The 24,592-nt window shown below is 59.2% G+C and carries 23 protein-coding genes; 12 read left to right on the top strand and 11 right to left on the bottom strand.

All coding sequences use genetic code 11. The features are described 5' to 3' along the window. Positions 1-34: 34 nt before the first annotated feature. Both ACOYW0_RS08005 and ACOYW0_RS08000 read left to right on the top strand, forming a co-directional pair. A complete protein-coding gene (locus ACOYW0_RS08005; RefSeq protein WP_482418002.1) occupies positions 35-673 on the top strand; it encodes a TetR/AcrR family transcriptional regulator in 639 nt (212 codons plus the stop codon). A gap of 396 nt (positions 674-1,069) precedes the next feature. After that, on the top strand, positions 1,070-1,378 hold the full coding sequence (locus tag ACOYW0_RS08000; protein WP_180142862.1) for a hypothetical protein: 309 nt from the start codon (positions 1,070-1,072) through the stop codon (positions 1,376-1,378). A 33-nt stretch (positions 1,379-1,411) separates the two neighbouring features. Here the strand turns inward: ACOYW0_RS08000 and ACOYW0_RS07995 are convergent, their stop codons facing one another. Further along, the gene (locus ACOYW0_RS07995; protein WP_482418001.1) at positions 1,412-1,891 is read right to left on the bottom strand and encodes a PACE efflux transporter; all 480 of its coding nucleotides are present in this window, start codon (positions 1,889-1,891) and stop codon (positions 1,412-1,414) included. Between the two features lie 218 nt (positions 1,892-2,109). Here ACOYW0_RS07995 and ACOYW0_RS07990 point away from each other — a divergent pair, with 218 nt between their 5' ends. From ACOYW0_RS07990 to ACOYW0_RS07980, 3 genes are all read left to right on the top strand, one after another. Beyond that, positions 2,110-3,009: a LysR family transcriptional regulator gene (locus tag ACOYW0_RS07990; RefSeq protein ID WP_482418000.1), complete on the top strand. Its 900-nt coding sequence runs from the start codon at positions 2,110-2,112 to the stop codon at positions 3,007-3,009. Between the two features lie 125 nt (positions 3,010-3,134). Next, on the top strand, positions 3,135-4,457 hold the full coding sequence (locus ACOYW0_RS07985) for an acyl-CoA dehydrogenase family protein (protein WP_482417999.1): 1,323 nt from the start codon (positions 3,135-3,137) through the stop codon (positions 4,455-4,457). 61 nt (positions 4,458-4,518) lie between these two features. After that, a complete protein-coding gene (locus ACOYW0_RS07980) occupies positions 4,519-5,115 on the top strand; it encodes an N-acetylmuramoyl-L-alanine amidase (RefSeq protein ID WP_482417998.1) in 597 nt (198 codons plus the stop codon). Between the two features lie 14 nt (positions 5,116-5,129). On the opposite strand, the gene ACOYW0_RS07975 is transcribed toward ACOYW0_RS07980, so the two are convergent. Next, positions 5,130-6,128 carry a sulfite exporter TauE/SafE family protein gene (locus tag ACOYW0_RS07975; protein WP_482417997.1) on the bottom strand — a complete coding sequence of 333 codons (999 nt, stop codon included), beginning with the start codon at positions 6,126-6,128 and terminating at the stop codon, positions 5,130-5,132. Positions 6,129-6,429: 301 nt separating this feature from the next. On the opposite strand from ACOYW0_RS07975, the gene ACOYW0_RS07970 reads away from it, so the two are divergent. The 4 genes from ACOYW0_RS07970 (at position 6,430) to ACOYW0_RS07955 (ending at position 10,146) form a co-directional block, all read left to right on the top strand. Next, positions 6,430-8,034: an RNA-binding domain-containing protein gene (locus ACOYW0_RS07970; protein WP_482417996.1), complete on the top strand. Its 1,605-nt coding sequence runs from the start codon at positions 6,430-6,432 to the stop codon at positions 8,032-8,034. 3 nt (positions 8,035-8,037) lie between these two features. Further along, positions 8,038-8,499, top strand: a complete 462-nt coding sequence (locus ACOYW0_RS07965) for a GNAT family N-acetyltransferase (RefSeq protein WP_482417995.1) — start codon at positions 8,038-8,040, stop codon at positions 8,497-8,499. 104 nt (positions 8,500-8,603) lie between these two features. Then, on the top strand, positions 8,604-8,960 hold the full coding sequence (locus ACOYW0_RS07960; protein ID WP_482417994.1) for an ArsR/SmtB family transcription factor: 357 nt from the start codon (positions 8,604-8,606) through the stop codon (positions 8,958-8,960). Positions 8,961-9,051: 91 nt separating this feature from the next. After that, complete coding sequence (locus ACOYW0_RS07955) at positions 9,052-10,146, top strand: SO_0444 family Cu/Zn efflux transporter (protein WP_482417993.1); 1,095 nt, start codon at positions 9,052-9,054, stop codon at positions 10,144-10,146. Positions 10,147-10,157: 11 nt separating this feature from the next. Here the strand turns inward: ACOYW0_RS07955 and ACOYW0_RS07950 are convergent, their stop codons facing one another. Next, positions 10,158-10,628, bottom strand: coding sequence for a superoxide dismutase [Ni] (locus tag ACOYW0_RS07950; RefSeq protein ID WP_482417992.1), 471 nt, complete (start codon positions 10,626-10,628; stop codon positions 10,158-10,160). 865 nt (positions 10,629-11,493) lie between these two features. Here ACOYW0_RS07950 and gcvA point away from each other — a divergent pair. Continuing rightward, complete coding sequence (gcvA, locus tag ACOYW0_RS07945; RefSeq protein ID WP_482417991.1) at positions 11,494-12,390, top strand: transcriptional regulator GcvA; 897 nt, start codon at positions 11,494-11,496, stop codon at positions 12,388-12,390. Between the two features lie 207 nt (positions 12,391-12,597). Here the strand turns inward: gcvA and ACOYW0_RS07940 are convergent, their stop codons facing one another. The 5 genes from ACOYW0_RS07940 to ACOYW0_RS07920 form a co-directional block, all read right to left on the bottom strand. Beyond that, positions 12,598-13,824 carry a hypothetical protein gene (locus tag ACOYW0_RS07940; RefSeq protein ID WP_482417990.1) on the bottom strand — a complete coding sequence of 409 codons (1,227 nt, stop codon included), beginning with the start codon at positions 13,822-13,824 and terminating at the stop codon, positions 12,598-12,600. Continuing rightward, positions 13,821-14,669 carry an outer membrane lipoprotein-sorting protein gene (locus tag ACOYW0_RS07935; RefSeq protein ID WP_482417989.1) on the bottom strand — a complete coding sequence of 283 codons (849 nt, stop codon included), beginning with the start codon at positions 14,667-14,669 and terminating at the stop codon, positions 13,821-13,823. The genes ACOYW0_RS07940 and ACOYW0_RS07935 overlap by 4 nt, the downstream gene beginning before the upstream one ends. 284 nt (positions 14,670-14,953) lie before the next feature. Further along, positions 14,954-17,683 carry an efflux RND transporter permease subunit gene (locus ACOYW0_RS07930; protein ID WP_482417988.1) on the bottom strand — a complete coding sequence of 910 codons (2,730 nt, stop codon included), beginning with the start codon at positions 17,681-17,683 and terminating at the stop codon, positions 14,954-14,956. 312 nt (positions 17,684-17,995) lie between these two features. Further along, on the bottom strand, positions 17,996-18,490 hold the full coding sequence (locus ACOYW0_RS07925; protein ID WP_482417987.1) for a MarR family winged helix-turn-helix transcriptional regulator: 495 nt from the start codon (positions 18,488-18,490) through the stop codon (positions 17,996-17,998). A gap of 187 nt (positions 18,491-18,677) precedes the next feature. After that, positions 18,678-19,145: a hypothetical protein gene (locus ACOYW0_RS07920; protein WP_482417986.1), complete on the bottom strand. Its 468-nt coding sequence runs from the start codon at positions 19,143-19,145 to the stop codon at positions 18,678-18,680. A 261-nt stretch (positions 19,146-19,406) separates the two neighbouring features. Here ACOYW0_RS07920 and ACOYW0_RS07915 point away from each other — a divergent pair, with 261 nt between their 5' ends. Both ACOYW0_RS07915 and ACOYW0_RS07910 read left to right on the top strand, forming a co-directional pair. Further along, positions 19,407-20,600: a GGDEF domain-containing protein gene (locus tag ACOYW0_RS07915; protein WP_482417985.1), complete on the top strand. Its 1,194-nt coding sequence runs from the start codon at positions 19,407-19,409 to the stop codon at positions 20,598-20,600. Between the two features lie 182 nt (positions 20,601-20,782). Further along, on the top strand, positions 20,783-21,604 hold the full coding sequence (locus tag ACOYW0_RS07910) for a radical SAM protein (RefSeq protein ID WP_482417984.1): 822 nt from the start codon (positions 20,783-20,785) through the stop codon (positions 21,602-21,604). A 299-nt stretch (positions 21,605-21,903) separates the two neighbouring features. Here ACOYW0_RS07910 and ACOYW0_RS07905 read toward each other — a convergent pair whose 3' ends face one another. Genes ACOYW0_RS07905 through wtpA form a run of 3 tightly spaced genes read right to left on the bottom strand, consistent with a single transcriptional unit; the run spans position 21,904 to position 24,392 of the window. After that, a complete protein-coding gene (locus tag ACOYW0_RS07905; RefSeq protein ID WP_482417983.1) occupies positions 21,904-22,611 on the bottom strand; it encodes an ABC transporter ATP-binding protein in 708 nt (235 codons plus the stop codon). After that, complete coding sequence (locus ACOYW0_RS07900) at positions 22,608-23,411, bottom strand: ABC transporter permease (RefSeq protein WP_482417982.1); 804 nt, start codon at positions 23,409-23,411, stop codon at positions 22,608-22,610. Before ACOYW0_RS07900 ends, ACOYW0_RS07905 begins: the two co-directional genes overlap by 4 nt. Before the next feature lie 9 nt (positions 23,412-23,420). Next, a complete protein-coding gene (gene wtpA / locus ACOYW0_RS07895; RefSeq protein WP_482417981.1) occupies positions 23,421-24,392 on the bottom strand; it encodes a tungstate ABC transporter substrate-binding protein WtpA in 972 nt (323 codons plus the stop codon). Between the last annotated feature and the right edge of the window lie 200 nt (positions 24,393-24,592).

Raw genomic sequence — 24,592 nt, 5'->3', positions numbered from 1 at the left:
GATGCCGTGTATTCATGCGCCCAAAAGGAGACCCATGGCCCACCTGTCCGAGCTGGAAGCGATTCGTAAGTCTCAGATCCTCGATGCCGCCGTGCGAACCATCGCCGACAAAGGGAGCACCAACGTTCGCATGGACGATATCGCTCACCGTTCCGGCCTCTCAAAAGGAGGCATCGCCTACTACTTCTCCTCCAAAGAGTCCCTTATCAAGGCGGCGTTCACCGCATACTTCGATGCCGTCTTCGACGCCGTGCAGCGGGAGCTTGAGCAGGAACCTTCGGTCTTTTCCCGCCTTGCCCGTATCCACGTGCTGTTCGACAGGGAGCGGGAAGAGGTGGAAACGGGCTATCCCCTTGTGGCCGATTTCATGTACCAGGCCATGCACCACCCCGAGTACCGCCCCCTGTTCGCCCGTTGGGCGGAACGTTGCGTGGCGCTCCTGACCGGGACCCTGCAGGAGGGCATGGCCCGGGGGCTCTTTGTGGGGATGGAGCCCGAACCGGTGGCCCGTTCCATTGCCGCCATCTACCAGGGGGTGGGGCAGCGGTGGTTTCTGGCACCGGAGACCCACACCAGGGCCTGGGCCCTGACAACCCTGGAGTATGCGGTGGTGGGGGTACTGGTCCCCTTCCTTGCCCCCGGGGTGGAACTGACCCGGGAGCCGTCCGGATGACACAGGGAGCCTGTCGAGCCATGGATCAAAGAGATAGCAAAGGCCCGGTGTCCCCGGGCCTTTTTTCTCCTTCTTAAAATAGGGAGAAGGGAACACGGCCTGCCTCTGAAAGGAACGTGAAGATGTTTGGCAGACGGTGGCCTTCGGATATGGTAACGGTTGGGGATACTGCCTTTTTTCTTCTCTGAAAAGTCATCTTGTGCTATGTACCCATTTCCCTTGGTGGGGGGGACCGGGCACGACCGGGCACATGAGCAATGGATCGCCATTTTGCAGAAGGACCATTTCAGCGGCAAATCATCCGCCTCGTTATGGCGGCGATCTGTGCTTTTCTTGGGAACGTTGATTGGTGATCCTTCCCCACGCTCCGTAACCCGATACAATTGACGAGTGACGATGAAAAAATACCGTTTACTGATGAACGGCAGCAATTATCTGATGGCGGTGGATGGAAAAACCGTGCGGCAGGGCTTTTTCCAGAACATGATCATCAAAGCGGACAGCCCCAGGCAGGCCGAGCTCCAGGCCATCTCACGAATCTGGCACGACGGTGAGCTCCGGGCCAAGACCCTCAATACGCCCGAGAACCCCCAGAAGGTTGCCATGCATACCCTCTGGGAGCTGGACGTGACCTATGATGACTCGCGCATCGACATGGAACGGACCTTCTACCCTGAAAAGCGGTGGTGGGAGTTCTGGAAATAACCCCTCCGGCCGTCGGCCACCTTCCAAGCCCTTTTATCCTCCAACCCCTGCCGGTTTTCCCGCCATCTTTCCGTCTTTGCCGGAAAGCCCACCCACCGGAAAGATCCGATCGTAGAGCCCGTTGTAAAGAATCGTGTAGACGGGCACCATCACCAGAAAAGCCAGGTCCAGCATCAGGGCCTTGAAAAAGGAGAGGTGGAGCCACCACATCACCAACGGGATGGTGGCGCACATCAGCCCGGCTTCGAAGAGCAGGGCGTGGGCCGTTCGCAGCCCCAGCCCACGGGGGTACAGGGGCCTGCCCGCCCGAAGCAGCGCATGGTCGAAGAGGATGTTGTAGAGGTAGTTCCAGGCCATGGCCATGAGGCTCATGGTGATGCTCAAGGCACCCATTTTCTCCATGGGGGAGTGCATCACCCAGGAGAGAAGGGGGACGCAGATTATGAGCAGGGTGATTTCAAAGAGGAGGGCGTGCCGTAGCCTGTCCTTTGTGCTTCGCATGGTGGTGTTCATGGTTCTTCCTTCGGTGTAATTGCCGTATGGGGTGGCGGCACCGCCGGTGTGCGGTGCCTGTGTGGTCGTTTTGGGTGTTATATAATCGCATTTTCGGTTGGATAAAAGTTTGATACTATCCGATATTCGGATGGGTTGATGGCGGCAGGCGGTGGCAGGGCTTACGACAGCGCACTGGCCTTCAGTCCACGGGAAATACGCTTTTAAGGGGAGACATCATGGGATTCAGCCTGGAGTATATAGACGCGTTCATCGCCGCGGTGGAGACCGGGTCGTTTTCAGCGGCGGCGCGGCGGCTTGGCAAGGCCCAGAGCCGCGTGAGCACGGCCATCGCCAACCTGGAGATCGATCTGGGGGTGGTGCTTTTCGATCGTTCGGGCAAGTACCCGTCCCTGACCCCGGAAGGGGAGTCTCTCCTGCGGGAGGCCCGGGAGATCCGTGAGCGATGCCGGGCTTTTTCAGAGCATGCCGACCGCCTGGCCGGCGGGGCCGAACCCATGATCCGTCTTGCCGTGGATGAGCTGGTGCCCTCCTCGATCCTCTCCGATCTTTTGGAAGGGTTCTCCGGCGCTTTCCCCGACACCGAGGTGGAGTTGCTCACCGGGGTGATGGGAGATGTGGGGGAGATGGTGGCCTCGGGACGGGTTGACGCAGGCATTGAGCTTCCCCTTGCGGCTCCCGGTGATGCGTGTGACTGGCGCCTTCTGGGGCACATGGAATTTGCGGTGATGGCGGCTTCCCACCACCCCCTGGCCCGGTTGGAAAAGGTGACCCCCGGGGACATGGCCCCCCACAGGCAACTGGTGACGGTGAGCCGGAAAGGGGAGCGGGAGCCCGAGGCCTTTCGGTTCGGGCGGCGGATCTGGCAGTGCGAGAGCAGCCATGTGATCAGGGAGCTTGTTCTCAAAGGGCAGGGCTGGGCCGCCCTTGCACGGCACCAGGTGGCCGAGGATGTCCGGGCAGGGCGTCTGGTGGAGCTCCCCGTGGTCTTTGGCGGGGGCAGCTTTCAAAGCGATATCTACTTTATCCGGGAAAAAGGGCGGCCCCTGACCCCTGCGGCGGAGTGGCTGGCCGATTCCCTTTCAGAGCTCCTCACACGCTCCTTCCCCCAGGCCTGACAGGGGCGGGCTTTTTCCACGATTCCTTGCTCCCGGCTTTGCACAGGGTCTCTTGCCTGTGGTATACTTTTTTCATTTTTATCAGGCCCTTTTCCTCCCCTTCAACCCATGACAGGAGACGATTCATGCTCAATTTTCATCTGACGGACGCTCAGCTGGCCCTTCGGGAACGGGCCCGGAGATTTGCTGCGGACCATGTGCTGCCCGTGGCCTGGCATTACGATGAACAGGATGAGATACCGGTGAAGGTGCTGGAAAAGGCCCTGGACGCCGGGTTCATGAATGCGGATATCCCGTCCGAGTACGGGGGGCGTGGGTACGGACTTGTGGACGCGGCCCTTGTCACCGAGGAGCTGGCCGCGGCATGCCCCGGTATTGCCACCAGTGTCTTCGACAGCTCCCTGGGGCTGGAGCCCCTGATCCTGTCGGACAACGAGGCATTGAAGAAAAAAATTTTCGCCCAGGTGCTGGTGGAGGGGGCCCGGGTGAGCTTTGCCACCTCGGAGCCCACCATGGGTTCGGATGTGTCGGCCATCAAGTGCCGGGCAACGGACGCCGGGGATCACTACCTGCTCACCGGCACCAAGTACTGGATCACCAATGGCGGCGTCTGCGATTTCATGTCGGTTTTTGCCACCGTGGACCCCAAGGCAAGCCATGAAGGGATCTGTGCCCTGTTCGTGGACATGCGGTGCAAGGGGATCACCGTGGGCAAGCCCATCCCCAAGATGGGGCAGCGATGCTCCAACACCGTGGGGGTCCGCTTTGACGGGGTCAAGGTGCCCAAGTCCAATGTGCTGGCAGACCCGGGCAAGGGCTTTGTGTTGGCCATGAAGACCTTTGCCCGCACCCGCCCCATGATCGGCGCCTTTGCCGTGGGCGCGGCCCGCTCCGCCATGGAGTTTGCCCTGGACTATGCCAAGAAGAGGCACGCCTTTGGCTCGCCCCTCTCCGGGTTCCAGGCCGTGCAGTTCAAGCTCGCCGAGATGTACCAGAAGGTGGAGACTGCCCGGCTCCTGACCTGGAAAGCCGCCTGGAAGGCCGATGAGGGAAAAGACCCCACCATCGCCGCCTCCATTGCCAAATTTTACGCCACGGAGGCCGCCTGGGAGGTGGTGGACGAGGCCATGCAGATCCTGGGGGGATACGGATACACAAAAATGTTCCCCGTGGAAAAATTCATGCGGGATATCCGCCTGCTGAGGATCTATGAGGGCACCAGCGAAATCCAGCGCCTCATTGTCTCGGGCTGGCTCCTGTCCGGCTACAAGCCGGCCATGCCCCCCTTGGAGGACCTGCCTGTTCAGCGCGATACCGATCCCCTGGAAAACCCCGGCGGCAAAACCTTCAGGTGCCGAGTCTGCGGCTACGTCCACCAGGGAGACGAGCCCCCGGAGGCCTGTCCCTACTGCTTTTTCCCGGCTTCTGCCTTTAAAGAAACCCCATAGCCGGAATGTCGGCTTCTGCTTTCGTGGGACAACGGTTTTTCTGGTGGGAAGGGAGAGAAAGATGCTGATTTTGTTGGATGCGGGCCATGGCGGTGTGATTGATGGTGTCTACCAGACCTCGGGGAAGCGGTCGCCCCGATGGGAGGACGGGAGCCAGCTTTTTGAGGGGGAGTTCAACCGATGGATCGTCAACGGGCTGTCGGAGCGCCTGAGCCAGAGGCGCATTCCCTATGTCCTCATCGCCCCGGAGCAGCGGGACGTAACCCTCGGGACCCGGGTTTCACGGGCGAACCGCTACAGGGGCAAGTCCTCTCTGTATGTGAGTGTGCACGCCAACGCAGGGGGCGGATCCGGGTTTGAAGTGTACTCATCCAAGGGGACGACGAAAAGCGATGCGGCGGCCCATTGTTTTGCCGAGGAGTTTGTCCGCGAGTTCCCGGACAGGCCCCTGCGTGCGGACGTCAGGGACGGGGATTTTGACAAGGACAGGAATTTTTTTGTGCTGAAGCACACAGCCATGCCAGCCGTCCTCACGGAAAATTTTTTTATGGACAACGAAGAGGAGTGCCGTCAGATCCTGATGACCCCGGAGGGGCGACGTCGCATCGTGGACTTTCATGAGAGGGCCATTGTGCGATGCGCGGAGGGGCATGTGTAGCCGCAGCGGGCCGGTTACGGTTCGTCGGGTTTGAACCCGCCGCAGCGCTGGTCAAGATCCTGGTAGCTCAGCTTGAATATCTTGACGTGGATGACCAGAAGGTAGGTGACCAGGACGTAGGTCAGGACCATTCGGATGGTCTGGCTCATGGGGATCGTGTCTTGTGTCCACAGGGCCATGAAAAAATCGGCGCTCATCAGAAAGGCAAAGAGCAGGAGGATGTTCTTGGGCCCGATTTTCACCGCAAAATACGATGCCAGAAACAACCCGGCGACGGTGACGCCCGGCACTGCTGCGTACCACAGGGAGAAGGGAACCTCGTAGAGGGCGATATTCAAAAGGGTGCCCACCGCCGAAAGGGCCGCCATCAGCGAGATGCTCGTGACAATGGCAACGGCGGGGTTCACCCTGAACAAAAAGGTCAGGATAAAGTAGAACAGGGTGTCGATGCCGAACCCGATCCAGCCTGAAATGAGGCCCCCGATGAGTGAAAAAATAAAAAGGATGGCCGAATTCAGTGCGGTCAGGTCAATGCTCAGGTTTGGGTAGTGGTGCTTGCGCAGGATGGAAAAGAAGATGATCTGGGTGAAGACAAACCCCATGGTATTGAAGATAAGGGTGAGCAGCTCGGGGTTTTTTATGGGGACCACCACAATGCTGGTGACAATGCCCAGGATACCTCCCAAAAGGCACAGCGGAATGACATTGGCGATGAACAGCCTCTTATTGACTCGGTACCACTTGAAGGTCCCAAGGCCCATGCCGTAGGCCTGGATAATGAGGCTGAACTGCACGGCGCTGGCCGGGGTGATGTGGAGCCGTGTGAGAACCGGAAAATAGACGATGCCCGCCGCTGCCGGAGTTGTGTTGGCAACCGTTGCGGCGATGACCCCCAGAAACGGCATGTAGTAGAATTTGTCGAGGAACTCTTTTTGGAAATGGGGGAACATGAAGAGCCACAGGCACAGAACCGTGAAAAGTATAGCATACAGCGGACGTTTGTTGGTACGCATGGGGGGCGACTGCTCCGTATAGGCCCCGGGCCCACCGTCGAATGGCCAACGGAGGTTGGGGGGAGGTTGATGCCCCGGGATTTTTGAGGATAACGGAGCGTTCAGCGAAATCGGCCGGTGACCTGGTCATGGGGGCCTGGTGGGTCTTCTCCAGCCTTGTGAGCTGGTCGTTTCCCTATCATATGAGGTGGTGGGAGGCAAGATCACCCCGGCGTGTGCCCGGTGAAAGGTTTTGAGTCCCGGATTTTTATGGCATACTGCCCCTTTTTGTATGCACTCGAAGGAGAGAAAAGGGTTTCTCATGATTAAAACATTGCTCAATCCTGCGGGGACACGGCAACGGCTGCTGCGCGACCTGATCGTGGTGATCCTTCTGACCACCGGGGCCATCACCGCGGTGACCCTGATCCAGGGGGCCAACATACGTAAGGAGATCGCCCAGGAGCATATCCGCCAGAACCTCCGGGCCACATCCGACGCCATCTTCCAGTTTTACGACCCGGTGCGGAGCAACGCCCTGCTGATCCAGAAATGGGGGGTTGCCGGGATCTGGCAGATGGACGACATCGCCTCCATCACCACCAAGCTCATTCCCATGATGGAGAACATGCCCCAGGTGGCGGCGGTGAAGTTCGGGGACACCGAGGGGCGCTCCTACCTGCTTACGGCCAACGAAAACATCTGGATCACCCGGACCGTTTCTCCCCATCGCCCCAAGGTCATCACCTGGAAGCAGTGGGTGAACGGCCAGCTCATCGATACCCGTGAGGAAGAGAAAACCTACGACGTGACGAACCGCTTCTGGTACAGGGAGGGCCTCTCCCTGACCTCGGATAAACAGGACGATGTCACCTGGCTGCCCCCCTACATGCTGGACTACAAGGAAGTCCCCGGTTTGTCGGCGGTCATGGCCTGGACCTCGGAGGGAAAGGAGCCCCTTACGTCGGTGCTTGCCCTGGACGTGCCCGTCAATGACCTCTTCAACCGGATCACCGAGACCGATGTCGGCCCCAACGGCACGGCGTTTCTCTTTGACGGGGACGCCTCGGTCTATCACCCGGTGAGCGGAGAAGAACGTGCCGAGACCCATCAGTTTTTCCTGCATCATACCGCCGTGGAAGCCCCGGACGTCCGGGAGGCCATGGGGGCCTGGCACGCCAAGGGAAAGCCCACGGGGGCCTTTACCTTTACCATTGAGGGCCGAGCCTACTGGGCCGGTGTGCAGCCCATCACGGCAGATACCAAAGAGTTCTGGATCGGCGTTGTGGTGCCCCAGTCGGATTTTCTGCAGAAGGTTCTGGAGCGGCGGTGGGGCATCCTGTTCATTGGCTTGATTATCCTGGGGGCGGGGTTTGTCATGGCCGGGTTCCTGACCTGGAAATACCGGCACCAGCTCCGGGATATGCCGAACCGGGTGATCCGGGATGATCATTTTGAAGACGATGTTCGCCGCCTGATTACCCGCGGTGAGGGATCCTCCCTGGAGTTCAAGTCCACCATGCGCATGAACCTCAAGACGGAGAAGAACGATAAGCACATTGAGATCGCCTGGCTGAAAACCGTGGTGGCCTTCATGAACTCGGCCGGGGGGATCATCGTCATCGGCGTGGACGACGACGGACAGGTCGTGGGCACGGCACCGGACGGGTTCGAAAGCGAGGACAAGTGCCGGCTCCATTTCCGAAACCTGATGAACCAGCACATCGGCCTGGAGTTCACCCAGTACCTACATCTCTACATCGGTGTCATCGACGGCCACACGGTTCTGGTCATCGAATGCGAGCGGGCGGACCGGCCTGTGTTTCTCCTGAACAAAAAGGAGGAGTCCTTTTATGTGCGCAGCGGGCCTTCCAGCCTGAGCCTGACCATGCGCCAGATGCTGAAATACCTGGAGTCCGGGAAATAACCCATGAACGAAACGGTGTTTGACACCGGGGGCAAAGAGCTCCTGGGGCGGGTGGCTCCCCTGTGGGAGAAACTCAAGGCTCACCATGCAGCCCATTCCATCCATTTTTCTGAATTTCTTGCGGCACGGTCCTTTGCCGATCGCTCCGCAGATATCCTGTGCCACGGCGGCATGGTCCGGGTGGACCTTGCCGTTCGGGGGGGCGTGGACGTGGGGTATTGCGTCTGCACGATCTCACCTTCCGGGGTGGGGGAGATTGATTCTCTCTATGTGGAGGAGGGAGACAGGGGCTGTGGCCTGGGGGAGACCCTTGTCCGTCGCGGGCTTGCCTGGATGGATGAAAACAAGGTTACTCGTCGCATTCTCTCCGTGGTGTACGGCAATGAACCGGCCCTTTCCTTTTACAAACGTCTGGGGTTTTATCCCCGCAATATTCAGTTGGACCAGGTGCTGTCCTCTGATTGATATGGACGATTATTTAAATTATTTTCATCGGGTAGCCCCGGATTGTGTTGACAGGGGTTGCTTAATAGAATAAGTGAGCATATATTCAAATGTAAGGAGTCTCAATGGACAACAGACCCGATGCCTGTCAGACTGAGTGCATGAATCCCGAAATCGCCGCTGCAGTGGGCGCCAGGATGGAGTCTGAAGAGACTCTGTTTCACCTGGCGGAGCTTTTCAAGGCACTGGGGGACTCCACAAGGGTTCGGATCCTTCATGCCCTTTCCTTTTCAGAACTTTGCGTGTGTGCCCTGGCCGATATCCTGGACATGAGCTCATCGGCCGTGAGCCACCAGCTTCGGGTGCTCCGTTCCCACAAGCTGGTCAAGTACCGAAAAGATGGGAAAAACGCGATTTACAGCCTGGACGATATGCATGTGCATACCCTCTTTGAACAAGGGCTTCAGCATGTGAACGAATAGCAGGGACAGATCGAATGCGGGAGGGCTTTCTCCCGCTTTTTTTTAATACAACATGTGAACATATGGTCACACATGAGTTAAAGGAAACGATATGATCTTACTGGAACGGATTCTTTTCGAAAGCTGGACCGTCCTGTGCCTTTCAGCTCCTTATGTACTGTTTGGATTTTTTGTTGCAGGCCTTCTCAAGGCCTTTATACCGGATGATTTTGTGGCCCGCCACCTCGGGCGTGAGAACGGATCGAGCCTGTTGAAAGCCTCTCTTTTCGGGGTACCCATTCCCCTGTGCAGCTGCGGGGTGTTGCCTGCTGCTGCGGGTCTGCGCAGGCAGGGGGCCAGCAAAGGCGCCACCACCTCCTTTCTGATCTCCACGCCGGAAACCGGGGTGGACTCCATTGCCGTGACCTGGGCCCTTCTGGATCCCCTGATGGCACTGCTGAGGCCCCTTTCCGCCTTTCTGACCGCCATGGTCACCGGGCAGCTGGTACGTACCCTGGACCCGGACGTAAAGGAGACGACCGACACCCCGGCCCCCAGGGCGGCATTTCCCATGGCTCCGGCAAACGAAGAGCCCGTGGCCTGCGGATGCGGGTGCAGCGCTCCGGCCAGCAAGCCCACGGTCATGGAGCGGCTGCGCACGGGCATGGGATTCGCCTTTGGAGATCTGTTTACCGATATTGCCGGATGGTTTTTTGTGGGGGTGGGCATTGCAGGGCTCATCACCGTCTTTGTATCGCCTGATCTTGTGGAGACCTACCTGGGGAGCCCCCTGGTGGCCATGCTGGTGATGCTGCTGATCAGTACCCCCCTGTACGTGTGTGCCACCGCCTCCACACCCATTGCCGCTGCCCTGGTGCTCAAGGGGTTCAGCCCCGGAGCCGCCCTGGTGTTCCTGCTGGCAGGACCCGCCACCAATGCCGCAGCACTTTCCGTGATCACACGCATTTTGGGGAAAAAGTCCATGATCCTTTATCTGGTGGGCATCATGGTCTCATCCCTTGCCCTTGGGTTTGCCGTGGACGCCATTTATGCGACTACCGGCCTCAGCGCCGGGTGGCAGGCAGGCGCCGAACATGCCGGGCGGACCTTTGTGGGCACGGTGAGCGCACTGGTCCTCTTCGGCCTCGTGCTTTTCGGCAGGGGGGGCCACGGGGGGTGTTCCGATGCGGCCTGTGAGTGCGGGTAAGGCCCCTTGTGTCAATGGCCCGTCATGGTGCGGTAGAGTGCCCGGTAGGCCTCGGTGGTCTCCTTCAGGGACTTGACGTGGGCAAGATCCGTGGACTGTTTGGCCTTCATGGCAAAAAATACCAGCTGATGGACGTACTTCAGGCTCTCCACATAACCGGGCATCTCTTTGGTGTCCTTGGGGGGCTTGATCCGCTGGGCGAGAAAATACTGGGTGGCGATTTTCTGGATCTCTTCTGCATGGTGCTCTTTGTTTGAGACCCACCTGACGATCTGGTTGGTGTTGCCCTTGTCGGACAGGGCAAGCTCGTTGATGGCCTTCATGCTTTTTTCGATGGTGGCGATGTGCTCGAAAATCATCTCAAAGCGCATCTCATCGTTGTAAATCCCGCAGGGGACCTGGCAGTGGGCGAAGGCGGACGGGGCCGAAAGGATAACGACCCATGCCATGCACAGCCCGAAGATACCGGAAAAACGTTTCATGGTTTTCTCCTTGAAAATGCGTTGGGAGAACCCTGAGACGGGAAGGTGGGGGCTCGGGGGACGGGTCCTCACGGATGGTGGGTAAACGATACCCGACAGGCTCTGGGAGCCTGTGGCTTTTATCGCTTTTTTCAGGGGGATATTATACCATAGCTGCCATGGTGGGAACCAGGGTGAAGGACGGGGACGACCTTGGTCGGCATGGTGCCTCCGGCGGGTCGCTTTTTTAAAAAAAAGCTCCGCAAAAAACTTTCAGGTTCAGAAAGATTAGAACAGTCAAAATCCCTGAAATTCATGCCAAAGCCGTCAAGACCTGTTTGTCAAACTTTTGAAAAGTTTGGCCCCCGGCAGGGCCGCCGGAGGCAAACATAAGCTGAATAGTTACAAAAGCTCCGCAAAAACGTTTTGGTAAATAAAAAAAGAAGAGGGGCTATGCCTTGTAGGGACGCATCCCCAAAAAACAAAACCTGTTTGTCAAACTTTTCAAAAGTTTGTCCCCCGGAAGGGCTGCCGGAGGCAAAAATCTAAATGCGTTAACCCTGGCCTCCGACGAAGTGAGTGTACACGGATCGCGTCCTGTTGTATGTTGCCACGATTTGCATGCCCTTCAGCGGTACCGAACGACATCTATGGGATAAAAGAGAGAAACATGAGGGGGCAGGGCAAAAAAAAATTTCTGGCCGCCGCCGGCGTTGCCGGCGGCCAGAAATCTACTTAGGAGGAGAATCAATCCGTTCTTGACCCCTGCCGGCAAAAGGATGGCTGAAGCCGGCAGGGGGTGTTACATGTTGGAGTGACAAAAGAGATACCTCCCGCGCCGAAAATTCACAAACCATTAATACTTAACGAACTATTAGAAAAACTAATGCCTCACAACCTACCCCCCTTAAACGCCCTGGTCGTGTTTGAAACGGTGGCCAAGCACCTGAGCTTTACCACCGCCGCAGGCGAGCTCTGCATCACCCAGGGAGCGGTAAGCCAGCAGATCCGAAAGCTGGAAGATTTTCTGGAGCTTCCTTTGTTCCGACGGGGACACCAGTCCCTGAGTCTGACCCAGGCCGGTGTGGATTACCTGCCGTCCGTCACCGAGGCCCTGGACAAGATCCGTATCTCCACGGCGTCACTTTCCCGAAAAGATGCCAGGGGCGTTTTGTCCGTGAACGTCTCCCCGAGCTTTGCCAACCAGTGGCTGCTCTCCCGGTTTCACCTGTTTTGCCAGGAGTATCCCGATATTGACCTGAAAATAAACGCCACCGCGGTGCGGACGGAGTTCGGCAAAGAGGATGTGGACGTGGCCATTCGCTACGGTGCCGGACCGTGGCCCGGGGTGCATTGCACCAAATTGTCCCACGGCAGGGTGTATGCGGTCTGCAGTCCGGAACTCCTGGAAGGGGCCCACGGCCTGACAACCATCCGGAACCTGAAGCACCACCTGCTGATTCGCAACAGCGAGCTCTGCCTTTGGCCCATGTGGCTTGAGAGCGTGGGCATGAACCTCATGGAGATGCGGCAGGGGCCCACCTTCAACCTTCTCTATATGGCCATCCAGGCCGCTGCCAACGGCCAGGGCGTGGCCCTGGGCAGCACCATCCAGATCCATGACCACGTCCAGTCCGGGACCCTGGTGGTCCCCTTTAAGGTGGGGGTCATCTCGCCCATCTCCTACTGGTTCCTCACCCCGGAGATCAAGGTACAGGACGCCAAGGTCCTGGCCTTCAAGAAATGGATCACGTCCGAACTCCAGGCCCAGAATCAGATTTGACGGAACCCTTCCGTTACTATTCAGCCCGTATAAACCATCCGTTTAGCCCGCGTAGAAGGCCCTTGCGCTTTGCCCTGAGGAACGAAGGGCAAAGCGCAAGGGCAATAAGCTTTCGATGTGTTTTCGCTATTGTGGCTTCGCCACCCTCGCCGCCGGAGACTCGTTTTTTGACCTGACTTTGACCGGAATGGCTCCGGCGGCGTTGTTTCAATAGGCAAACCGGATTGAGGTGTAGATGTTGGTGTTGTCTTCCAGTTGCCCGAAAAACGTGGTGTTGCTGCGCCCCAGAAATACATTGGCCCCGGTGGTGACCTGCACGCGGTCCGACACCTTGTAGACAGCCAGGGGCCGGAGATAGGCGTCCTCATCCGTGGGGGACCAGTAACCGGAAAACCCAAGGCTCAGGGTCTGGTTGAAGAGCTGCTGCTCCATGCTGCAGGTGAGCACCTGGCGAAAGCGGTCTCGGGTGGCTCCGGGGGCGTGGGCGTATGCCCCGTGATCGAGGATCTCTTCCACATAATACTGGAGGCTTATGGTGAGCTCTCGGCCCATGTCCCGGGCGTAACCCAGAAGGTAGCGCCGCTCCGAGTTGTTCACCAGGGGGTCGGTGCCCGAGCGGTCCTCCAGGGAGCGGTACCAGGCCACCTCCAGGTTGGCGATGCCCGGGCCAAACTGGCCCCGGGCACTGGCGCCGTAGACCTCTAGAGACGGGAAGCGGTCCACGCCTTCGGGCGTGGTGCCTGAGGGCTGTTTCCAAAACCCTTTGTAGCCGTAGGCCGCCACCTCCCAGGTTCCCACCCGCCTGTTGAGTCGCAGGGCGATCTCATCATCTCTGAACCAGTCATCGGGCGTGTCCACAGGGCTTGTGTTTCCTGGCGAAATATAGGTGCCGTCCGTGTAGCGGTCCGGGTCAAAGCGAGGGGTGTAGACCAGGTCGACACCGGCCAGGGGCGTGAAGATGCTCACCTTTGCCGCGTCTGACGGCGCCTTGAGGTAATCGCCGTCCCGCCCGATGAAAAAGGCCTGCCAGTCCTTGGGGAAGAGGTCGTTGAGAAAGACCAGGTCCCCGGTGCCCCAGGTGAGGATCTGGCGTCCCACCGTCAGGTCGGTGTGCTCCCCCACCCGTGTGAACACCCAGGCCTCCCGCAGGTCATCTTCCACCGTTTCGGTGACCCCGTCCGCCCAGATATCCCCTTTCAGCTTCAGCTCAAACCCATCGTACATGGCCGAGAAGTCCCCTTGAAAACGGGCTTCCAGGGGGGACCACCCCGTCTCCTCCGGGCCTTTTTCAGGTCGCCAGCCCGCCCGGGCTTCGGCGTAGCCGTGGAACTCCATGGGCTCAAGCCAGGCAGGCAGGGCCTGTCCTGCGCGGGCCGTAACGGCCAGGCAAAGGAAGAGGAGGATTAAACCTGCGATGCTGCAGAATCCCTTCATCTCAGGAGCCTCTGCGGGGGGCGGCGCAGGTACCGCTCCGTGAAGAGGGTATCGGACACCCCGGTGTTGAACCGGACGTTGGAGACCCTCATCTCCGTGACACTGCCCGAGGCGATGTTTGTGGCCACAGAGCAGGTGATGACGGGGTAGTGACGCTCCTGCCCGTTTTCTAAGGCGGAAATGCTTTCCACCCGGGTGGCCTCAATGATCCGGGCCACGGCACCGGTTTTATCGAAGAACGCCTGTTTGACGGGGAGGAACGATTCTTTGTCGATGGTGGCGGTGTAGTGGGAAAAGGCGACGCTCTCCGGGCGCAGGGGGATGTTGTCGATGACATAGTACCGGTCGGTGACCTCCTTTAGCACGTGGCGGTCTTCGTGGATGTTTCGCCCGGAGATGTCTTCGTAGAGAAAGTCGGAGCCTGCAAAGCTGGTCCGCTTGTCCCCTGCGGCAATGCGTTTCACAAGGTCCAGGTTGGGCAGGTAGAGCCACCGGTCGTCGTCTTTGGCCGGGCTGTCGTGCTTGTGCACCAGAAAGGTCATCTTGCGCACGTCCGCCGGGGACTTGAAGCAGATGAGGTAGAACTGATCGCCGTTTTCGGCCGGGTGGTTTTTCCTCAGGGTGTTGAAGGCCCGCTTCCGGGTTCGGCCGAGCTTGTCCGTGATGACCATGCGGACGCTGGCACTGGTGTCGTCTCCGGGGTAAAGGGCGGCATGGTTTGCCCGCCGGACGATTTCATCGGCGTCGGTGAGGTCATCCGCCAGGGCCGGGCCACAGGGGATGGTGAGGATCAGGATCCACAGGGCCAGGAAAACGGCCGGGATTGTCTTGCTGTGTGTGTTCATGGTGTCTCCTTCGTAAAAGATGCCTTGTCTGGTCAAGGTCGATTCAAAAAACAAGCCTTCTAAGGTTAAAGTGGGCTCAAAAAGCGTGCCTCCGGCGGCCAGGGGATTTTTAGCCTAAGTGGCTTCGCCACCCCTGGACCCCAGGTTGCGAAAGCCCTCCCCCTTCGTTCCTCAGGGGAAGGGCTTCCTCGAAGGTTTTCGTGAAACCCAAGCAAAACCTGTTTGTCAAACCCAAGGCATCTAAATTGGCAAACGTTTGGCCCCCGGCAGGGCCGCCTTGAACGCTACTTGCGGGTGCACCCCGGATGCGCGTTTTTTTTCTTTATCTCCATCATGGAAGGCACCTTTCTGGGGTGAATCCGAGCCGAGGCACCGGAGTGGGTCGTTTTTTTCCCGGGGAAGAACCGTTCTTCCCAGACGGTGAGGATCGCAGGCAGAACCACCAGGGTGATGAGGCCCGAGGCAGCCATGATGGCAAAGAGCATGGCTCCGGTGGTTTTGTAGGGCACCAGGGAGGCGACGAGCAGGGGCAGAAACCCGAAGGCGACGACCAGGACGTTGCGGCTGATGGCCCGGGCGGGTTCGCCGAAGACGAGTGGCAGTGCCGCCTCCCAGCTGCCGGTGGCGGCAACGGCCTTTCGGCTGCGCTCCAGAAAATGGATGGCAAAGTCCACGGCCATGCCGATGGACAGGGCACTCATTACGGCAATGGGCAGATCGTAGTCTTTGCCCGCAAGGCCGGTGGCCCCGTAGATCAGGGGCAGGGTAATGGCCAGTGGGACCATGCACAGCATCGCCCATAAGGGGGATCGGAAGAGAAAGGCCATCATCACCAGCACCATGAGGAAGCTGCCGGCAAAGGAGCGAAGGAATCCCCCCACGAGTTTGATTTCCAAGACGCGGTTGATGTAGTGCAGGCCTGCCCACTCAAAGGAGAGGGGCACAGGGGGCGGGTGGATGGCCGTGTAGGCGTTGACGGCCTCCACGGCTTTGCGGGTCGCCATGCTGTCCCCGCAGTTGAAGTGCAGGCGGATGATGGCGTTTTTGTAGTCCGGGGTGACCAGGTGCCACAGGTCGTTGGGCCGATGGCTCTGCTGGAACTGCAGGTAGCACTCGGCCACTTTGGGAAGGGTGTCCGGGAGGGTGAAGTCTTCGGGGCGGCCCGTGGTGAGTTCCTGGTTGACCTTGCGGACCACATCGGCGGCGGACTCGGTTTTTCCGATATACGGCTTTGCGTCCATGGCGGCCTGGAGGTCCGCCACATAGGCCAGGAGATCGGGTCGCTTGAAAATCGCGTGGTTCTGGAGCTCGACCTCCAGAAAGGTCTGGATGTCGAGCCAGGCATCGTATTGGGCGTCGTTGGCCGCGGACGATGCCGTTTCAATGGACCCGACAATGCGTTCGGACAGCTCAGGGGCGGACGGGCTCCCGTGACCCAGTGCCGGGAGCTTTGACCTCATTTGTGTTGCAAGGGATCGGACCAGGGGATTTTCGTGTCCCTCTGCAAAGCGGTCCAGCCGGTGTGCCAGGTCCTGGATATCCTGCTGGTCGAGGGCTTCGTTCCGGGTGTCGCCCAGGACCAGGTAGGCGGTGTAGGTGCCTGAAAAGTGCCGGTTCAAGGCGGTGTCTGCCTGGCGAATGGGGTGGCTGGTGTCAAAGCGCTTGGCGTAGTTGTCGTTGACCTGGATGCGGGTGATCCCCCAGACGGAGCCGGCCACCACCAGGCAGAAACCGGCCAGGATGACCTTGGCGTGGGCAAAGGTGAAGCGGCCCAGGGCCGAAAGGAGGCGTGCCAGTCCCTTTGCTTCCCCGCCGGACTGGTGAGTGTGGCCAAAGGATGCAAGGCGCCTTTCCGGTATCATCATGACGTACGCCGGGACAAAGAGAACCGTCAGCAGCCAGGCCACCATGACCCCGATGCAGAGAAAGCCGCCGAAGACCTTTGCCGGGGGGATGGGGGCCAGGGTCAGGGACAAAAAACCGGCAGCCGTGGTGAGGGAGGTGTAGAGCATGGGGGCAAACAGGGTTTCCATGACGGACCGGATGGTGTGGGCCCGGCCGGCCCTGGGGGTGTATGTGTCGAAGAATTCGGACAAGACGTGCACCGAGTCCACCATGGCGATGGACATGAGGAAAATGGGCAGCATGGAGCTCAGGATATGGACGGGATACCCTGCACCAATCATCAGGCCCATGGTGATGACAATGGAGACCGTGGCGATGATCATGGGAAGGATGATGAGCTCCCATTTTCGAAAGAACAGGGCCAGAAGGCCCAGGATGACCACCATGGCCAGGGGGGAGGCCGTGCTCATCTGGGTGAACATCTCCACGCCCACGGCGCCTTCGGCAACGGGCAGGCCGGTGATGTGGAAGACGTCGCCTTCCGGGGAGGTGTTGATCTCGGCGATCTTTTCCCGGAGCGCCGTGTAAACCTTGTAGCTGATGAGTTTTTTGGTGAGGGGCAGGTAGAGACTGATGGCGCGCCCGTCCTCAGAGACCATGCGGCCTTTGAGAAGGGGGTTGGAAAGGGCTTTGTCCCGGATGGTCCGTGCTGCCTCCCGGGTCGTGGGGGGCTCGGGCATCAGCCAGTCAAAGCGAAGGGAGCCCGGGGCGTCCTGGCTCATGTGGTCCACCAGGGAGGGGGCCACAAGGTCTGCTGCAATGACCCCGTGGGTTGTGGCCGGGTCTGATTCGTCGGGCCACCTGAGGGTTTCTGCGAATCGGGTGAGGGTGTGGATTTTGGACAACGTCGCGGGGTTGAAGACGCCGTCGGGGTCCTCCTCGTTGACGATGCCCACGATGACAATTTCACTTAAGGCGAAGTTCTTTTTGGTCTCATCGTTGAAAAGACGTGCCGGTTCGGTGGTCTTGAGCATGTTTTCCGGGTCGGTGTCCATGACCACCCGGGGGAAAAAGGCCGCCGCCGCAAGGGTGGCTGCCAGGATGAGCAGGGCTACCTTTTTGGCGTGGATAATGGCCGCGTTGATCAGGAATCGTTTCAAGCCGTTCATGGGGGGTCTCCAAATCCTTGAGGGTAAAGGGTTCTGGTCTGGGGCAGCCCTGGAAAGGGCTGCATCATGAAAATAAAAGGTTAATCTGCTTAACTAATAGGGCGCACCAATCAAGCGCAGGGGGACCGTGGTACCCGGCACGGATGTTGGGGCTTAGAAAATCTGGCGCACTACTGTCAGGCTAAGCTGTCGGGTTGGGTCTGTGTGACGATCTATTTTGTTAATCTGCTTAACTATTTTGTTGTGAAAAATAAAGGCGCATCCGCTCAAAGCCCTCTTCGGCTCAGGCGCTGGGGGCGCCGGCGCAACGTGTTACGCTTTTTTGATGTCAGCCTGTTTCAGTCGCGCGTCCAGGGTTTTTTCGAACATCCCCAGGATCTGCGCCGTTTTTTTCAGGTCGGAAATAGGCACCCCCGAGAGGTGCTCGAAAAGAACCTCCCGGTCCTCGCCGTGCATGCGCTCATGGGTGTGGTACGCGGCCCAGCCCTTGCGGGTCAGGTAGAGCCAGTACTCCTTGTTGGAGTGGGTCGACTGGCGACGCTCTACAAAACCTCTTTTTTCGAGTTTTGCGATCATCTGGGACGCCCCGCTTTTTGTGATGCCGAAGTGCCCGGCCACATCGGTGATGTTGATCTCCTGGTGATCGCCGATGACCTCGATGGTGTGAACCTCCTTGGTGGAGACGGTCAACGTGGCGCCTTCGCCTGCGTCGACCACAAGGGGCAGCTTTTCCATGCGCTCGTACTTGTGCAGGACCTGTGTGATCTTCTGGATCAGGTCCTTTATGGGGGGCTCTTGCTTTTTCATGGGATAATGGTAAAGCTGATTAACTATTCTTGTCAAGAAAAAAAGCGACGATCCTTACTCATCGCTTTTGTTGGTCTAAGGCTTTGGCAAACTCGCGGGATTGCTGGGCCCCACGGTCAGGCCGAACCAACCATCATGAACCGGGTGGGGCAGGGTGCATCGGTGACTGGGCCGACATGGTTTACCATCAGCTGTTTTTCGGCCAGACAGGTTCGTCATTTTCGAACCTGTATCCGATTTCGATTTCCACCAGGGTGTCGGCATCGAACCAGAGAAAAAGGCTCTGGTCCACGTATTCCACCAAAAGGTAATCCGGGGCGTCGTCTTCGGTGTGAAGCTCTTCCTGGGGCGCTTCATTGATATGGCCTGCAAGGTGGGTGAGGACCTGCAGTTTGGTCAGGCCGAACAGGTCTTTGCCGAACAGGGTGTGGCCGGGCTCGCGAACGGCGATGGTGGAGAGGCGGAAGTCGTCGTCAGAGTCGAAGTTGAAGACAAGGCCGTCCCCATAGTACCCAAGGACTTTGGTGCCGTCGCCCAGGGCATCTTCGAATTCGATGTACTCCCGGGATTCGGGAAGGCCCAGGTGTTCGGTGACGCTCTCTTCTTCCTGGCCGAACCGTATAGGGCCGATGCCGATGCCGATATGTATGTCCATGATGCACTCCTTGGTTCTTCGGGGGGTATTTTCTTACCATACTCCAGCCCTCTTGTCCCTGCAATGCGAATCCGTGTCCGCCCGGTAATTCCCTGGAAAACCTGGGGCTGCAAGGCGGGTTTCATCCGAAAGGTCATGGGATTGGGGGCTGCTGCCGAACCGGTGTTTTTTTGCGGGGGGCCATGGAAAAAACCTTCTTATGTTCCGTGAGCATTCATCCGATAGGGTTGACAATATCCGGTAAAAAGAAGGGGGAATGCCATGGGGTGCAACCTGAAAAGCAGCAAGGACATACCGCCGGGGGAGGTGCCCGGTTTCAATCGCCGCACGGCCAGAGACAACATTGTCCGGGAGCAGGTCATCGCCCTGCTGGTGCTGGGTCAGTACCTTCTCTCCCTGGTGTGGGTGGGGGGGACAGAGGACCTTGGGGCCCTTTTATCCGGGATGGTGCCCGCCATGCCCCGGGGCCTCTTTTTCGGGGCTGTTTTCCTGCCCCCCCTTTTAACCCTGGGGATTTCGTTTTATGCCCGGAGGTTCCTCGTCGGATCGATTCTGCTCTTTGGTTTTCATCGGGCGAACCTGATTCTTCTCCTGTTCGGGGCGGCCCTGGCAGCCATCCTGATGCAGACCCCCTTTGTGTTCGAATCGGTTCTTCTCCTGAGTTCCCTTCTTGTGGTGGTGACCCCTGTGTTTTCCCAGGGGCTTTACCTGGGGGCCCTACTGTTTTTTTTCCTGGGGTCTGCATGGGCAGGCGGGTGGCCGGGCTTTTCCTGGTTTGATATCGGGGATGTGGTACTGACGACCCTGGTGGGGCTGATCATGGTGCGATTTCGGTTTTCCGATCGCGTGGGACGGTATTTGACGAGTCGGACCATGGAAGAGCAGCACCGTCAACTTAAGGAGACGAACCGGGAGCTTTTAAAGGCCAACGGCAGGCTCCAGGCCATTACGTATGTGGACGGCCTCACCGGAGTCAGCAACCGGCGTGCCTTTGACGAAGCCCTGGAGGGGGAGTGGCGTCGGGCCATGAGGGTGGGAGCGCCCGTTGGTCTGTTGATGCTGGATATCGATTTTTTCAAGGCCTACAACGACACCTACGGGCACCAGGCCGGAGACGATTGCCTGAAACAGGTGGCAGGGTCCCTGGGCGCCGGGGTGCGGCGCCAGGGTGAGATGGTGGCTCGCTACGGTGGCGAGGAGTTTGCCGTGATCTTTCCCGGCGCGAATGCAGATGCCCTGGCTGTGCTGGGGGAGTCCCTGAGGCGGCGTGTGGGGGCTTTGGGGCTGATGCATCCCTCCCTGCCGTGGGGCCATGTGAGTATCAGCATCGGCGGGGCCGTGGTCTGCCCCCGACCGGGGGAGGACAGGGAGTCCCTGATCAGGCAAGCCGATAAAGCCCTCTACGCGGCAAAGGAGGCGGGGAGGAACCGCGTGGTGATCCGAAAGGCCCCTTGAGACGCGGCAGCGCCGGAGTGGGTGAATCGCTGCGTGCCAGATTGGTAAAGGGTGGCATGCGGTCGGGTAGTGTGGTATATCAGATATCAAAAAAGAGGGAGGTGGTCGGGGTTGCCCGCCTCTTCCGGCATGATTGATTTTCCGGGCCCCGCACAGGGCCTGCCATGTGTGAGGAATATCTCGTGTTTACCCAACGCTCTCAACTGTCCACCCTGAGCCACTCCCGGGCTTACGGCCATTTTACGTACATCTATCCTGTTATTTCCCGCCGATCCCACGGCCTTTCCATCGGGGTCAACCTGAGTCTGGACAACCGCTGCAACTACAACTGCCTCTACTGCGAGGTGGATCGAAGCGTGCCGGTTTCCCGTGGCCGGGTGGATCCGGAAGCCCTGGGCCAGGAGCTCTACCAGATGCTCTCCGATCTTTCTCCTCATTCCCCGGCCCTGCGGGACGTGACCTTTGCAGGCAACGGCGAGCCCATGGCCGTGCGGTGCCTGGACCGCTGCATCGACCTGGCTGCGGAAACCCTTGATACCCTTGGCTTTACCGACGTTCCCGTGGTGGTCATCACCAACGGCACCTTTATCCACCGCCCCTGGGGGCAGCGGGCCCTGACCCGGCTGGCCGCCGCAGGAGGCGAGGTGTGGATCAAACTGGATGCCGGGGACCAGGAGACCATGTCCCGCATCAACAGCACCCTGTTTTCCCTTGAAAAGCTGGAAGAGAACATCTTTGACGCCAGCCGGATCCTTCCTGTCACCCTCCAGTCTATGTTCATGAAACGCTGGGGAAGGCCCCCGGCCACGGAAGCCGTGGACAGCTATATTGCGTGCCTGAAACGCCTGAGCCAAGCCGGGGCGGCCATCGATGGCGTCCAGGTCTACACCGTGGCACGGCAACCCCGACTTTCCCATGTCACGGCCCTTGACGCTCCTTCCCTTGAAGCCATCGCCTCCCGCATCCGCACCGAAAGCGGCCTGCCCGCCACATCCTTTGCCTAACCCGGGTTCGCAAATGCTTGCCTCCGGCGGCCCTGCCGGGGGCCAAACTTTTAAAAAGTTTGACAAACAGGTCTTGCGAACGTCCCTGGCCGGTCGAAAGATATCAGCCAGCCGAGTGTTGTAAACATATCGGACATGCATCGTCTTCTGTCGTTCAGTCCAACGGTGCTGTACGGCCGAAGAAGACACGACCGGAACGGGCGCAGCCCGTCAGAAAATGTGACGTCCCTGAGGAACGAAGGGGCGGAGCATTTGCGAACCTGGGGTGCAGGGGATTTATCCCCTGCCCGCCGGAGGCATCACAGGGTAGCTTCGAGGAATCGGGCCACAAAGGGTGTTTCGGGGTGGTGGAAGAGGGTTTGGACCGGGCCGGACTGTTCGAGGCGGCCGTCGCGGATCACGGCCATGGACTGGCCGAGGTAGCGGGCCTCGTCAAAGTCGTGGGTGACCATGAGGCAGGTCATGGCCTCGTCCCGGTGAAGGGTTTTAAGAAGGGTTGAGATCTCGCTCCGCGTGGCCGGGTCCAGGGCGGAGAGGGGCTCGTCCAGAAGCAGGACGTCGGGTTTGACGGCCAAAGCCCTGGCCAGGGCCGTGCGTTGTTTTTCTCCCCCGCTTAACGTCGGGGGTTTTCGAGTCTTAAGGCGGGTAATGCCCAGGCGGTCCATGAGATCATGGACCGTCTGCCGGGCGTTATCCGCCTTTTTGTTTTGATAGCGCAGGCCAAAAGCGATGTTCTCTTCCACGGTGAGGTGGGGAAACAGGGCGCCGTCCTGATAGACGATGGCGAGGTGGCGTTTTTCCGGGGGCAGGTGGGTGATCTCCGTGCCGTTTAAGTGCAGGGTCCCGTGGGTGATGGGCGCCAGCCCTGCCAGGGCCTCCAGGATCAGGCTCTTTCCGGCACCGGTGGGCCCTAAAAGAATGAAAAACTCCCCGGGGGCGACGGACAGAGAGACGTCCCGGACGGCAAAATCGGGCAGGTGGATGGAAAGGTTATCGATTTTTATCATTCCGGTGTTTCTCCGCGCTGGATAAGGACCCTCAAGGCCACAAAGAGAAGGAGGCTTGCCGCAATAAGCCAGAAGGCCACGGGCTGGGAGTAGGAGAGGCCGTAGGCGGTGAATCGCTCGTAGACCATGACCGGTGCGGTCATGGGGTGGTAGGCCACGATGATGACAGCGCCGAACTCGCTCAAGGCGCGGGCCGCGCTCATGATAAAGCCCACGAGGATGGAGCGCCAGCACAAGGGCAGGGTGACCCGCAGGAAGGTCTGGGGAAAGGAGGCGCCCAGACTCCGGGCCACGTTTTCCAGGCGTTGGGGCACCTTTTTGAACCCGCTCACCGCACTGCCGATGAAAAAGGGCAGCCCCACAAAGGTGAGGACTGCCACAATACCCGTGGTGGTCCCCATAATGCGGATGCCAAGGCCGTGCATCAGGTCGCCGATGACATGCCCTTTGCCGGCGATGCCCAGAAAGGCGATGCCGATGACCGGATGGGGGATCATGATGGGAAGATCCACGATGCTCTCCACCAGGTGTTTTCCCGGGAAGTGCTTCCGGGCCAGCAGGTAGGCAAAGGGGGTGCCGAAGACCAGACAGATGGCGGCTGCCCCAAAGGAGGTGGCCAGGCTCAGGCCGATGGCCCCGCGCACGTCGGGGTCTTTCAACGCCTCTGCCAGGTTGGCAAGGGTGGGCCCGGTGATCATCTGGACCAGGGGCAACAGGATCATCAGGGCCACCAGCACGCTGGCAGAGACCATAAGCCAGAGTGCCGGCCCTGAATGAACGCGGGAAAAAGATCGCTTCACAAGCACCCCTTACATGCTGACTTCAACTCGTTTCTGAAGGACGGCGGGCAGCTTGCTCAAGGCGGCATCGGAGGCAACCCGGCAGGGGACAAAGGGAGGCTGGCCCATCTCTTTAAGGGTTTTCAGGCCTTCTTCGGGGTTCAGGAGGTAGTCGAGGAAGAGAACGGCCGCCTCTTTGTTGGGGGCGTCTTTGACCAGGGTGATGCCGTAGGTGCAGGATTTTCCCCTTCGGGTGATGAAGGTGCCGGGTTTTTTGCCGGAGACCTTGACCTCAGCGGTTTTGTAGGTGTCGTCGTAGCGGTAGTCCCCTAAGTTGACGGCGCTGGGGAGCTCCACGTATTTCAGGCCGTGCTGAACGGCCACGGAGAGGTACTCAAAGGCGTAGTCCATGTTGCCGGTGTTGAGAAGGGAGATGAGCTCCACGGATTTGGGGCGGATGTTCTTTTTGGGGCGATTGGCGACGAGGGCCTCAAAGAGCCCTTTTTCGCCGTAATGGGTTTCCGCAAGCTTAAGGGCCATGACGCTGCGGTAGCCGCAGGGGTCGAGGTTGGGGTCGGAGTGGCCCCACACCACGTCGGTGCGTTTTAAGATCTCATGCCAGTTGGTTCCGCTGATCTCGCCTGCGTAGCGGCTCTGCGGCGTGTAGCAGAGGACCAGGCGGTTGGTCGCAAAGCGGATGTTCCAGTCCGCATGGGCCGGGATAAGGCCCTTGTCGATGACGGCGTAATCGGCGGAGGCCATGATGTCGGCGGGCTTGCCCAGCTCCGAGATCATGCGGGCCATTTTGGTGCTGCCCCCTGCTTCCCGCTGGATGTCGATGTCGGGGTGGAGGGCTTCAAAGTCCTTTTCGATTTTTGCAAAGGGGACGGTGAGGCTGCCTGCGTGGAAGATGGTCACCTTGCCTTTGGGGGCGGCCCAAAGGGATGCCGGTAGAAAACAGATAAGTGCCGCAAGAAGGATCGGTCGAAAGAGTCGGTTCATGGGTGGGTGTCTCCGTTTGAATGGGGGGGTGAACATATGACGATTGGTGCGTGTAACGATAAACTCATATCTTTGGAAGATAGAAATATCAAGGGGGAATGGGGGCGGTGGCAGGGATGGGAGAATCGTGGAGACACCGGTAGGGGCGGTGTCTGCACCCGTGGTATGCACGGGTGCGTTTCACCTTGTTGGTGTTCTTA

Source organism: Desulfoluna sp. HI9BLuna, from assembly GCF_056829775.1.
Note: the sequence above shows the minus strand (reverse complement) of the source record. Positions and strands in the feature narration are given on the sequence as shown.

Bases quoted from the DNA above. Each gene is read 5' to 3' on its own strand.
- ACOYW0_RS07985 (WP_482417999.1), top strand. From the start codon at position 3,135: ATGCTCAATTTTCATCTGACGGACGCTCAGCTGGCCCTTCGGGAACGG.
- wtpA (WP_482417981.1), bottom strand. From the start codon at position 24,392: ATGAACCGACTCTTTCGACCGATCCTTCTTGCGGCACTTATCTGTTTT.
- ACOYW0_RS08000 (WP_180142862.1), top strand. From the start codon at position 1,070: ATGAAAAAATACCGTTTACTGATGAACGGCAGCAATTATCTGATGGCG.
- ACOYW0_RS07950 (WP_482417992.1), bottom strand. From the start codon at position 10,628: ATGAAACGTTTTTCCGGTATCTTCGGGCTGTGCATGGCATGGGTCGTT.
- ACOYW0_RS08005 (WP_482418002.1), top strand. From the start codon at position 35: ATGGCCCACCTGTCCGAGCTGGAAGCGATTCGTAAGTCTCAGATCCTC.
- ACOYW0_RS07930 (WP_482417988.1), bottom strand. From the start codon at position 17,683: ATGAACGGCTTGAAACGATTCCTGATCAACGCGGCCATTATCCACGCC.
- ACOYW0_RS07955 (WP_482417993.1), top strand. From the start codon at position 9,052: ATGATCTTACTGGAACGGATTCTTTTCGAAAGCTGGACCGTCCTGTGC.
- ACOYW0_RS07990 (WP_482418000.1), top strand. From the start codon at position 2,110: ATGGGATTCAGCCTGGAGTATATAGACGCGTTCATCGCCGCGGTGGAG.
- ACOYW0_RS07970 (WP_482417996.1), top strand. From the start codon at position 6,430: ATGATTAAAACATTGCTCAATCCTGCGGGGACACGGCAACGGCTGCTG.
- ACOYW0_RS07980 (WP_482417998.1), top strand. From the start codon at position 4,519: ATGCTGATTTTGTTGGATGCGGGCCATGGCGGTGTGATTGATGGTGTC.
- ACOYW0_RS07905 (WP_482417983.1), bottom strand. From the start codon at position 22,611: ATGATAAAAATCGATAACCTTTCCATCCACCTGCCCGATTTTGCCGTC.
- ACOYW0_RS07965 (WP_482417995.1), top strand. From the start codon at position 8,038: ATGAACGAAACGGTGTTTGACACCGGGGGCAAAGAGCTCCTGGGGCGG.
- ACOYW0_RS07935 (WP_482417989.1), bottom strand. From the start codon at position 14,669: ATGAACACACACAGCAAGACAATCCCGGCCGTTTTCCTGGCCCTGTGG.
- ACOYW0_RS07995 (WP_482418001.1), bottom strand. From the start codon at position 1,891: ATGAACACCACCATGCGAAGCACAAAGGACAGGCTACGGCACGCCCTC.
- ACOYW0_RS07975 (WP_482417997.1), bottom strand. From the start codon at position 6,128: ATGCGTACCAACAAACGTCCGCTGTATGCTATACTTTTCACGGTTCTG.
- ACOYW0_RS07920 (WP_482417986.1), bottom strand. From the start codon at position 19,145: ATGGACATACATATCGGCATCGGCATCGGCCCTATACGGTTCGGCCAG.
- ACOYW0_RS07940 (WP_482417990.1), bottom strand. From the start codon at position 13,824: ATGAAGGGATTCTGCAGCATCGCAGGTTTAATCCTCCTCTTCCTTTGC.
- gcvA (WP_482417991.1), top strand. From the start codon at position 11,494: ATGCCTCACAACCTACCCCCCTTAAACGCCCTGGTCGTGTTTGAAACG.
- ACOYW0_RS07960 (WP_482417994.1), top strand. From the start codon at position 8,604: ATGGACAACAGACCCGATGCCTGTCAGACTGAGTGCATGAATCCCGAA.
- ACOYW0_RS07915 (WP_482417985.1), top strand. From the start codon at position 19,407: ATGGGGTGCAACCTGAAAAGCAGCAAGGACATACCGCCGGGGGAGGTG.
- ACOYW0_RS07925 (WP_482417987.1), bottom strand. From the start codon at position 18,490: ATGAAAAAGCAAGAGCCCCCCATAAAGGACCTGATCCAGAAGATCACA.